Source organism: Pseudomonas sp. Irchel 3E13, assembly GCF_900187455.1.
Classification (GTDB): domain Bacteria; phylum Pseudomonadota; class Gammaproteobacteria; order Pseudomonadales; family Pseudomonadaceae; genus Aquipseudomonas.
Map to the genome: position 1 here is coordinate 1 of NZ_FYDX01000034.1, position 9,041 is coordinate 9,041.

At 62.0% G+C, this 9,041-nt stretch carries 5 protein-coding genes; 2 read left to right on the forward strand and 3 right to left on the reverse strand.

All coding sequences use genetic code 11. From position 1 onward, the window contains the following. Positions 1–198 precede the first annotated feature (198 nt). Positions 199–639 (reverse strand): MarR family transcriptional regulator, encoded by a 441-nt coding sequence (locus CKW37_RS32085; protein ID WP_095160068.1) that lies wholly within the window; start codon positions 637–639, stop codon positions 199–201. A gap of 117 nt (positions 640–756) precedes the next feature. Beyond that, positions 757–2,892 carry a DNA helicase RecQ gene (gene recQ, locus CKW37_RS32090; protein WP_095160069.1) on the reverse strand — a complete coding sequence of 712 codons (2,136 nt, stop codon included), beginning with the start codon at positions 2,890–2,892 and terminating at the stop codon, positions 757–759. 239 nt (positions 2,893–3,131) lie between these two features. Here recQ and CKW37_RS32095 point away from each other — a divergent pair, with 239 nt between their 5' ends. Both CKW37_RS32095 and CKW37_RS32100 read left to right on the forward strand, forming a co-directional pair. Next, on the forward strand, positions 3,132–3,719 hold the full coding sequence (locus CKW37_RS32095; RefSeq protein WP_095160070.1) for a YecA family protein: 588 nt from the start codon (positions 3,132–3,134) through the stop codon (positions 3,717–3,719). Then, positions 3,712–4,095 (forward strand): YbaN family protein, encoded by a 384-nt coding sequence (locus CKW37_RS32100; protein WP_177454511.1) that lies wholly within the window; start codon positions 3,712–3,714, stop codon positions 4,093–4,095. The genes CKW37_RS32095 and CKW37_RS32100 overlap by 8 nt, the downstream gene beginning before the upstream one ends. Positions 4,096–4,371: 276 nt before the next feature. Here CKW37_RS32100 and CKW37_RS32105 read toward each other — a convergent pair. Continuing rightward, positions 4,372–9,041 (reverse strand): S-layer family protein (locus CKW37_RS32105; protein WP_143502192.1); only part of this gene is annotated, 4,670 nt, incomplete at its 5' end.

The window sequence follows — 9,041 nt, forward strand, 5'->3', positions numbered from 1 at the left end:
TTCATCCGAGAGTTCGTAACGCTTTGCCATCACAGAATTCCTTTCCGTAGATGACCGGGAACCCTACTGAATTTCAGCTTCCAAAGGGCGCCGATTGGGTTTCTCGGGATTTCGTACAGAGCCTAGGAGCCGTCGCCTTGCTGAAGCCATAAAAAACCGACGCACAATGCATCGGTTTTTTTGTCTTGCCAGATCCGGTCAGACCTTGGACTTTTCCAGGTTCGCCAGAATCCGCGTATGAACCCGCATGCACACCGCCAGGTCCTCTTCATCCACGCCGATGAACAACTCCAGTCGCAGGGCGTTGGCGATGGTTTCGATCTGGTCGATCAGTGGCTTTGCCGGTGGGCAAAGGACGATCTTCTTCGCGCGTCGATCTTCCACCACCGCCTGACGCCGCACCAACCCCTGGGCTTCGAGGCTGTCGAGCAGCCGGGCCAGGGTCGGACCTTCAACCCCCACGCTCTGCGCCAACTCGCGCTGAGTCGGTGCTTCTTCGAAGCGGGCCAGGTGCAACAGCACAAGCCAGCGCGCCTGGGACAGGTTCAGGCCCGCCAGGCGGCGGTCCAGTTCGGCACGCCAGCCCCGGGACATATGGGCCAGTTGCATCCCGAAGCGGTGTTGATCGGTCAACGGCATAAAAAACTCATAATCAGAACTAATTATTAGCCAGCTAACCATGGCCGTTGCCCTTAGGCAAGGTTCATCTGGACGAGGCTTCACGGCAAACGTAAAAAATCATGACAGGCGCGCCGGTCACATCTCGAATTCGGACGCCAGTGCGGCGCGAACGCAATACAGCACGCCTTCCGGCACACGCGCGCCAAACAGCGGGCTGATCTCCGACACTGGCGGCAGTTCGCCCTCGCCATCGAGGAACGCGTCCTGCACTTCCGCCATCAGGTCTTCCGGCAGGTCCAGGGCTTGCTCCAATGACAGTTCCTGGCGACCGATAGCCTCGGCGAGCAGGCTGTAGACGTTCTTCTCGCTGCACTGCAACTGTCCGGCGATCTGTGCCGGCGTCATGCCGGCGCGGGCCAGGGTGACGAGTTCGTGGCGCAGATCGGCAACCACCGGAGGCGCCTCGGCTGCGCCGCCCAGCACTTCGAGGAAGGCCTGGCCATAACGCTCCAGCTTGCGCGCACCAACGCCGCTGACCTGGGCCATCTCGCTGAGGCTGGTCGGCTGGCTGCGGAGCATTTCCAGCAAGGTGGAATCGGGGAAGATCACGTAAGGCGGTACCCCGTGCTCCTCGGCCAGCTTGCGGCGCAGGGCGCGCAGGGCTTCCCACTGCTCGCGCTCCTCGCCGCGCACCAGTTGACTGGCCGGGCTGCCGCCGCTGCTGCTGGACTTGCTGCTGGTCTGCGGCTTGAGGTCGCGGCGCAGTTCCAGACTGACTTCGCCACGCAGCAACGGCCGGCAACTGTCGGACAGACGCAGGCCGCCATAACCCTCCAGATCAATATCGACCAGGCCGCGCGCCACCAACTGGCGGAACAGCGAACGCCATTCGCCCTCGGCGCGGGCCTTGCCGACGCCGTAGACCGCCAGCTTCTCGTGACCGAAGTTGCGTATTTTTTCGTTGTCCTTGCCCAGCAGCACATCCACCAGGTGCCCGACGCCATAACGCTGGCCAGTGCGGTAGACCGCCGACAGCGCCTGACGCGCCGACTCGGTGGCATCCCAGGTCTGCACGCCGTCGACGCAGTTGTCACAGTGACCGCAGGGCTGCGGCAGCTCCTCGTCGAAGTAGCGCAGCAGGGCCTGGCGACGGCAGCGGGTTTCTTCGCAGAGGGCGAGCATGGCATCGAGCTTGTGCTGCTCGACGCGCTTGTGCCGCTCATCGCCCTCGGAGTTCTGCAGCATCTGCTTGAGCATCACCATGTCTTGCAGGCCGTAGGCCATCCAGGCATCGGCGGGCAAACCGTCACGGCCGGCGCGACCGGTTTCCTGGTAATAGGCTTCCAGTGACTTGGGCAAGTCGAGATGGGCGACGAAGCGCACGTTGGGCTTGTCGATACCCATGCCGAAGGCAATGGTTGCCACCATGATCAGCCCTTCCTCATTGAGGAAGCGGCGCTGGTTGGCGGCACGGGTCTCGGCCGGCAGCCCGGCGTGATACGGCAGCGCCGGGAAACCCTGGTCGCAGAGGAACGCGGCGACCTCATCGACCTTCTTGCGCGACAGGCAGTAGACGATCCCGGCGTTACCGCGGCGCTCGCCGAGGAACGCCAGCAACTGCTTGCGCGGCTGCTCCTTGGGTACGATGCGGTAGAAGATGTTCGGACGGTCGAAGCTGGAGAGAAAGCGCTCGGCGTCTTGCAGGTGCAGGCGCGTGACGATTTCTTCCCGTGTACGCATGTCCGCCGTGGCGGTCAGGGCGATGCGCGGCACATTGGGGAAGTACTCGGCCAACTGGCCCAGTTGCAGGTATTCGGGGCGGAAATCATGGCCCCATTGCGACACGCAGTGGGCCTCGTCGATGGCGAACAGGGCAATATCGAGTTCACGCAGGAAGTCCAGCATGCGCGGCTGCACCAGGCGTTCCGGCGCGAGATAGAGCATTTTCAGCTCACCGCGGCGGATCCGCCCGGCCAGTTCGCGCTGTTGCTCGGCGCTCAGGGTGGAGTTCAACGAGGCGGCGGCCACGCCCAGCTCGTCGAGGGTCGCCACCTGGTCTTCCATCAGCGCGATCAGCGGCGACACCACCACCGCCAGGCCATTGCGCAACAGCGCCGGAACCTGGAAGCACAGCGACTTGCCGCCGCCCGTGGGCATCAGCACCAACGCATCGCCGCCGTTGGCCACGCGTTCGATGATCGCCCCCTGGCGTCCCCGGAAGCTGTCGTAGCCGAAGATATCCTTGAGGACGCGCTGAGCCTGTTCGAGCATAACCACTCCAAAAATCGTGAAACCATCCCGGCCACAGGCTGGATGAAAACCGTCCGCGACTCACGCAAAAATGCGCAAGCAGCTTTTACCGGGGAAATCCGCACCCACCGGAAAAAAGCCGGCAGTATACCCGAGCACCCAACGCCAAAGGGGGTTGCACGATAGACCGTCATCCTTTGCGTTGCAGGTGCTGCAAAATGCTAGAATTCAGCATCGTTATATTTCCAAGGTAGCCCCTAATGTCCTTCGCTGAGCAATTGACCCGCCTGCAAGCCTTCCTCGACGCCGACGAGCTGCACGAAGAGGCGCTGGACTACGTTGCCGCCCACGGCTACCTGACCGCGCTGTCGATCAGCGCCGAAGAGGTGACCGACCGTGAGTGGATCGACGCCCTGTTCGCCGAGGAACCTCACTACGCCAACGACGCACAGCGTGCCGAGATCGAAGCCACGCTGATCCAGCTCAAGGCCCACATCGCCCGCCAACTGGCCAGCGACGAGGAATTCGAGCTGCCATGCGACCTCGACCTGGGCGACGAGCCTGACGATTCCGACCTTCGCGGCTGGTGCATCGGTTTCATGGAAGGCGTCTTCCTGCGTGAGGAAGCCTGGTTCGAAAGCGCCGAAGAAGAAGTCAGCGAAATGCTCCTGCCGATCATGGTCGGTTCCGGCCTGTTCGACGAACAACCGGAATTCGCCGACATCGCCAGCGACGCGAACCTGATGGACGACATGATCGTGCAGATTCCGGAAGCGCTGACCGCGCTGTACCTGCTCTGCCACGCGCCAGACGAGAAGCCGGCCCTGCTCAAGCCACGCCATCACTGAGTTCGCGTTCGTGCGCTACCTGCTGCTGGCCATCGGCTGGCTCAGCGTCGCGCTGGGGGTGATTGGCATCTTCCTTCCGGTGTTGCCAACCACCCCCTTTCTTTTGCTCGCGGCCGCATGTTTCGCCCGCAGCTCCCCCCGCTTCCATGACTGGCTGGTGAATCACCCGCGCCTTGGCCCGTGGATCCGCGACTACCTCAGCGGCGAAGGCATTCCCCTCAAGGGCAAGGTCTACGCCATCGGCCTGATGTGGGCCAGCATCAGCTTCTCGTGTTACCTGGTGCCTTCGCCGTGGGCGCGTGGCTTCATGTTGACCAGTGCGGTGCTGGTGACGATCTACATCCTTCGACAGAAAACGCTGCGCCGGTCGCTTTGAAAAAAGGTTTTTTCGCGAACGCTCGGGGAGGATGATCTTTCGGGTTGGGCTTGGGTTTTTGGGTGTGTATTGGGGCCGTTCGCGAGCAAGCTCGCTCCTACAGCTTCAGCATCGCCAGATAAAACGCCATCGTTGCCCATGCCAATTCGCTGGCAAGCCAGCTCCTACAAGGACAGCATCGCTTCAACGCCTCCAAGGATTATCACTCCCAGTATTCTGTGGAACAAAAAAGCGGGAGCGGCGCCGCATGCTGCGCCACTCCCGCGGTCCCCGCCCTTAAACCGTATCCACTTTCAACGAATGGTCATTGATCATGCCGTTGATGATGGTCGCCGTGTCCGCCCCCGCGGCGATCACCCCTCCCGCCCCCGCCGTCACCCCGTAATGCTGGGCCAGGTCGATCCCCGCAAGGTCGATGGTCTGGGTCGGCGCCGCCCCGGCCACCGAACTGACCTCGATGGTCGACACCACGCTTGCGCCACTGCCGCTCACCTTGAAGTGCAGGTAGTCATCCAGCGAGGCCGGCGTCGTGTTTTCGCCCTGGAGCAACTGCGACAGGTCCAGATGGTCGGTGCCCGGGGTAAAGTCGGTCACCACATCGTGGCCGATATCGCCCTGCTGCCAGAGGAACGTGTCGCTGCCCGGCCCACCGGTGAGCGTGTCGTCCCCGCGACCGCCAATCAGCACATCATCGCCGCCACCGCCGTTGAGCGTGTCATTGCCCAGGCCACCCTCCAGACGGTTCGCGCCACCATCACCGGTAAGGGTGTCGTTGTAGTCCGAGCCAATCAGGTTCTCGATCGAGACCAGCGTATCCAGCCCAGCACCAACCGTGTTCTGCTGGCCAGCGGTACTCAGGTTGACCGTCACGGCGCTCGTGGCGCTTGCGTAACTCGCCGTGTCGATTCCGGCCCCGCCGTCGAGCAGATCGTTACCAAGGCCGCCAATCAGCAAGTCATTGCCGTTGCCGCCATACAGCGAGTCGTTGCCGGCGCCGCCCACCAACACATCATTGCCGTCTCCCCCGTTGAGGGTGTCGTTGCCGCTGCCGCCGAGCAGGGTGTCGGCATTGGCGGTGCCGGTCAGGGTGGAACTGTCCTGGTAGGTGATATCCAGCGCGCCGGTGGCGGTGCCGCCGTGACCGTCGCTGACGGTGTAGCTGCCGTTGTACTGCGGAGTGCTGTTGGCCGCGCCCGAATAATCGACGGTCATGGTCAACTGGTAGTTCTCGGCGTTGTTGACGCCGCTGCCGCTCGTGTTGGTGAGGTTGACCACATGAATGCTGTAGAGCCCGTCATGAGCGGCGACGAAGGAGCTGCCGTCAGCAATCGTCTGATAGCTGCCAGACGCGTCCTTCCATTCCATCAGTATGTTGCCGACAGGCCGGTCATGGTCGAGCTTGAGGCTCTCTCCCTGTTTCAGGGTGACCGTGATCACGTCTTGATCGTTGGCGTTGGCGGTCGTGACAGCCCCCAGATAGCCGCTGACGATCAGCGCCGCGGTCATGGAACCGCTGGTGCCGGTAAACGTGCTGCGGGCAATGTCCTTCAACTGGTTCGCCGGGCTGTCCCCGTTGCCCGTGAACGGAACGGTCGGCGTAGTACTTCCCACAGTGAAGTCGGCGCCCCGGGCGGCCCAGCCAGTATTGAAGGTGATCGGCGAGGCCGTCAGGCGGTCGTTGTTGGCATCGGTGTCATTAGCCAGCAAGGCCTCTGCCGGCACCGTGATATTGGCCGAGAGAATATTGGTGATGACGTGGTCGGCCCCCGCCACTGGCGCGGCGTTGGTGTAGACATTGATCACCAGGCTGGCATTGCTCAGGTCACCATCGTTATCGCTGACCACAAAGCCGACGTTCTCCACCTGACTGCTGCCAGTGTCCTTCGGCGGGGTGTAGGTGAAATCGCCGCTGTCCATGTTCACCACCAGCGAGCCACCCATTACCGTCTTGACAGTGATGCTGTTGGTCACGGTGTCGAAGGTTCCGCGATCAGTACCACTGGCGGCGTAGGAACCCTGATTGGAATTGCCTTTCGGATCGTAGGTGTAGGTCGTGCCATCCACCACCAGCGACTTGATGAAGCCGCCATCGGCGCCGAAGTACCCACCGCTCATCAGGCTGCCGGTGATCGGCGCCCCCTGTACCGTGCCAGAGAGCACCGAGTTCAACTGGTTGAGATCGGTCACCACAGTGGCATTGGTGTCGGTATGGGTACTGCCGTCGTAGGCCAGCGGATTGAGGTTGCTGGCGTTGACCCCGCTGCCCAAGCCAATGGCGTAGGACTTAATCCCGTTGGCATCGAGGAAATTGGTCCAGGTAGTTTCCCGGGTGCCGGAAATGGCGTGCCCGGAGGTCGGCTCACCGTCCGAGAAGAAGTAGGTAATGTTCTGCGCACCTACAATTTTTCCGGCAGTGGTGTAGGCACTCTGCGCCGAGGTAGTGGCCGAGTCGTAGTAGGTCGAACCACCGGCGCTAAGGCCGTTGACGATGGTCTTGGCCTGGTCGACCGTGACCCACACCGCCGACTGCCCGGTGGCGCCGCTGGAGAAGGTGACGATCTGCACTTTCACATCGCCCAAGTCATCGTACTTGTCGAGCAATGCGGCAATGGCCTGTTTCGCCAGTTGCAGACGCGTGAGCCCCGGCACGCCGGAAGCATCGTTCATGCTGCCCGACACGTCGATGACCAGCAGCAGGTTGGAGTCCACCTGCCCCGGCGTTACAGAGCGGGTCGCGCCTACGGCCTTCGGCACATCGTCGACGATGTTGATCAGGATGGTGCTGGTGGTGAAGTTGCCCAACGCATCCGTCGCCTTGTAGGTGAAGGATTCGGTCATCACATTCGCGCCATCGTTGGCGCCACCCGGCGTTTTTGGTGCAGAGGTCAGGGTGTATTTGTAGGAACCGTCGGCATTGAGCAGGATCTGGCCGTAGGTGCCAGTCGAGCTTCCCATCAGGCTGTAAGAGATGGCGCCAGACCCGCCCGACACCGACCCGACCAGAGTCCCACTGCCAGTTTCCGTGGTAGCAGCGGGATCGCTGCCGACCACAGTACCAGCGGCCAGATCCTGGCCATCCTTGATCAGATCCAGGGCTTTTTCATACACCGTCACATCCTGGTCCTGACCTGCTATCAGCGCACAATCCTTCACATTGACGGTGAGGGTCGTGGTGCTTTCGTCACCGTCGGCATCACGGATGGTGTAAGTGAACACGTCTTGCGCACCGGCAGCGGCCACCGAGTTCGGATTGGCGTGATACACCGCATTCCCCGCGGCATCGAGGGTCAAGGTGCCGTAGGTGCCAGCGACATTGGTGTTCAGCGAACCAATGGCCGATGTCGCGGTGTTGGAGCCGGCGCGGACACCCACCACCACATTGCTGCCTGGGTCATCGGCGCCCTTGGTGTCGTTGGTCAATACATTGCCGGTCACCGTATCGCCCTCGATGACCGAGACCGCATCGGGACGAGCCGTTGGTACATCGTCGACGATGTTTACGTCGAGGCTACCGCTGGAGGTGCTGCCATCGGTGTCCGTCGCGGTGACCGTGAAACTTTCGGTGAGGTTGTTGATGCCGCCAGCGTTTGGATGGGCCTCGTTATCCAGCAGGGTGTAGCTGTAGGTCACCACGCCGGTACTGGCGTTGTAGCCGGTGACGGTCAGCGTATTCCCCAGCGGAGTCGTGGCGGTTTGTGGGAAACCGGCAGCCACGCCACCGCTGATGACATTGATACCGCCCACGCTCAGAGTCTGTAGACCGTCCGGTGCGGTAACAATGAAGGTGCCGGTTTGGGTCAGTGCCGGCGCGTTCGGGCTGCTGCCGTCGCTGAGGTTTTTCTCGTAGACCGTCAGTTCACCACCCGCAACGTTCAGGCCGTTGAGGGTGACTGGGTCGTTGAGGTTCTTGATGTTGAGGACCAGATTGGCGGTGCTGGTGTCGCCGTCCGCGTCCTTCAAGGTGTAGGCAAACGTCTCAGTGCCAGTACCGCCACCGTGCAGGTTGAAGAAGTCCTGGTCAGCGGGATTCAAGGTGTAGGTGTAGGAGCCATCTGCTGCCAGTACGAGTGTGCCGTAGGTGCCCGTGAAGGTGCCGGCGGTGATCGGTCCGGTGACACGGTCAGCACCTTGGATATCGTTGGTCAGGACGTTGCCGGTCAGGGTCAGTTGGGCTTCGGTTGCGGTGACGGCGTTGGTGTCAGGCGCAGCGGTTGGTACGTCGTCGACGATGTTTACGTCAAGGCTTCCGCTGGAGGTGCTGCCATCGGTGTCCGTCGCGGTGACCGTGAAGCTCTCGGTCAGGTTGTTGATGCCGCCAGCGTTTGGATGGGCCTCGTTATCCAGCAGGGTGTAGCTGTAGGTCACCACGCCGGTACTGGCGTTGTAGCCGGTGACGGTCAGCGTGTTGCCCAAAGGCGTCGTGGCGGTTTGTGGGAAACCGGCAGCCACGCCACCGCTGATGACATTGATGCCGCCCACGCTCAGGGTTTGCAGACCGTCTGGCGCGGTAACGGTAAAGGTGCCGGTTTGGGTCAGTGCCGGCGTGTTCGGGTTGCTGCCGTCGCTGAGGTTTTTCTCGTAGACCGTCAGTTCACCACCCGCAACGTTCAGGCCGTTGAGGGTGACTGGGTCGTTGAGGTTCTTGATGTTGAGAACCAGATTGGCGGTGCTGGTGTCGCCGTCCGCGTCCTTCAAGGTGTAGGCAAACGTCTCAGTGCCAGTGCCACCGCCGTGCAGGTTGAAGAAGTCCTGGTCAGCGGGATTCAAGGTGTAGGTGTAGGAGCCATCTGCTGCCAGTACGAGTGTGCCGTAGGTGCCTGTGAAGGTGCCGGCGGTGATCGGTCCGGTGACACGGTCGGCACCCTGGGTATCGTTGGTCAGGACGTTGCCGGTCAGGGTCAGTTGGGCTTCGGTTGCGGTGACGGCGTTGGTGTCAGGCGCAGCGG

Coding starts and splice junctions, on each gene's coding strand:
- CKW37_RS32085 (WP_095160068.1), bottom strand. CDS start 639: ATGCCGTTGACCGATCAACACCGCTTCGGGATGCAACTGGCCCATATG.
- recQ (WP_095160069.1), bottom strand. CDS start 2,892: ATGCTCGAACAGGCTCAGCGCGTCCTCAAGGATATCTTCGGCTACGAC.
- CKW37_RS32095 (WP_095160070.1), top strand. CDS start 3,132: ATGTCCTTCGCTGAGCAATTGACCCGCCTGCAAGCCTTCCTCGACGCC.